The 1919-nt window shown below is 74.6% G+C and carries 1 protein-coding gene and 1 pseudogene; one reads left to right on the forward strand and one right to left on the reverse strand.

Going from position 1 to position 1919, the window contains the following annotated elements:
• On the forward strand, positions 1 to 1472 hold a 1472-nt coding region (locus E1284_RS40450), incomplete at its 5' end, for an alpha/beta fold hydrolase (RefSeq protein WP_207924247.1).
• Between the two features lie 67 nt (positions 1473 to 1539).
• Here E1284_RS40450 and E1284_RS42265 read toward each other — a convergent pair.
• Positions 1540 to 1919, reverse strand: a pseudogene (locus tag E1284_RS42265) (hypothetical protein); the annotation flags it as partial.

The following is a 1919-nucleotide window of genomic DNA, read 5'->3' on the forward strand; positions in this document are numbered from 1 at the left end:
GATCCGGCGAGATCCCCGCCCGCGCCGCGGAACCGAGTGATGATCATCACATGCGACCACGTCTCACCGCGGTGTTCGCCCTCACCCTCGCCCTCGCCGCATCCGGCGGGGCGACGGCGGCCGCAGCACCCACAGCGCCCCCGCCCGCAGCAGCGACCCCGCCGGGCTTGGCCGACCCGCACCCCTGCGCCGGCAAGACCGGGTTCACCTGCGCATTCCTGACCGTGCCGCTGGACCACCGCAATCCCGGCAGGGGAACCCTGAAGCTCCAGGTCGCCTTGGCGGACAACGCCGGCGCGCCCAAGGGGATCCTGCTCTTCCTCACCGGCGGGCCGGGCCAGCCCGGCGTCCCGTTCATCGATGGGATCTCCGCGCGGATGCCGGAGCTCACGGAGAACTACCGGTTCGTCATGATCGACCAGCGCGGCACGGGCGAGTTCGGCGCGATCGACTGCCCGAAGCTGCAGGCGGAGGTCGGCAGCAGCGACATCGAGCCGCCCGCGCCGGCGGCGGTCGGCGAGTGCGCCGGCGTCCTCGGGGACAGGCGGCACTACTTCACCACCGAGCAGACCGTCGGCGACCTCGAGGTGCTGCGGCAGGCGCTCGGCGTGCGGACGATGACCGTGGACGGCGTCTCCTACGGCACCATGACCGGCGCGAGCTACGCCGTCCGGTACCCGCGGCACGTGAGCAGGCTCGTCCTGGACTCGGTGCTGCCGCACGTCGACCCGCAGCGCGACGACATGCTCTACCTCACGGGCCTGCGGGCCACCGCGCGCGTCCTGCGGGACGCCTGCGCGACCGCGCCCGCCTGCGGGTTCGACCCGGCGGAGGACCTGGCCTGGCTCGCCCGGCACCGCGACGACGCCGTGCTCATCTGGGACATGCTGGTGTCCTACGAGTTCCTCGACCCGACCTACCGGGACGAGAACTCCCTGCCGAACGGCTGGGGCGACGCGGTGGCCGCCGTCCACGAGGCCCGCCACGGCGATCCGGCGCGGCTCGACCGGCTGCTGCAGATCATGGACTCCGGCGGCGACGACGTCACCCGGTACAGCTCCGGCCTGCACATCGCGACGATCTGCGGCGACGGCCACTTCCCCTGGGGGACGTCGGAGACCTCGCCCGCCCTGCGCAAGGCCGCGCTGGAGCGGACGCGCAGGCACCTCCCGGCCCGGGCCGCCTGGCCGTTCACCGCCGACACCGCGGTCGGCAACGGGTTCATCCAGGAATGCCTGCACTGGCCCTGGTCGCGGCACACCGCCGAACCGCACCGGACGAAGATCACCGTCCCCGTGCTGCTGCTGAACGGCGACCGCGACCTGTCGACACCGCTCGAATGGGCGCGGGAGGAACTCGGCCGCGCCCCGCGCGGCACGCTCGTCGTGGTGGAGGGCGCCTCGCACTCCATCCAGAACCGCGAACGCGGAACGCAGGGCCGCGAGGCCGTCTACCGGTTCCTCAACGGCTGATCACAGGGCTCCGCACGGAGAATGAAGGGGCGCCCCGCGGTGCCGCGGGGCGCCCTCGTCCGGCCTGTCACGAGGCGTAGATGCGGTCCAGGAGGTCCCGGTAGCCGCGCAGCGCCAGCCGGAGCCGCTCGGTGTCGGCGCGGCCGTCGCCCTCCAGCGCGCCGGACAGCGTCCGCCGGTGCGCGGCGATCGCCCGCCCGAGGGCGTCGACCGCCTCGCCGGCCAGTTCGTCCGCCTTGCGCACCGATTCGCCGGGGTCGTCGATGAACGCGGACTGGACGTCGCGCCAGCGCTCCCGGAACCGCTCGGTCTCGGCCGGGTCGAACAGCGCGTCCGGGGCCGCGGACGGCGCCGGGCCCGGCGCCGGCATCGGGCCCGGGGCCGGCATCGGGACGGGCGCGGGCGCCAGGTCCGCCGCCGCGTCCGCCGCCGGCACGTCGCTGGACG

The organism is Actinomadura bangladeshensis (assembly GCF_004348335.1).
Lineage (GTDB): Bacteria > Actinomycetota > Actinomycetes > Streptosporangiales > Streptosporangiaceae > Spirillospora > Spirillospora bangladeshensis.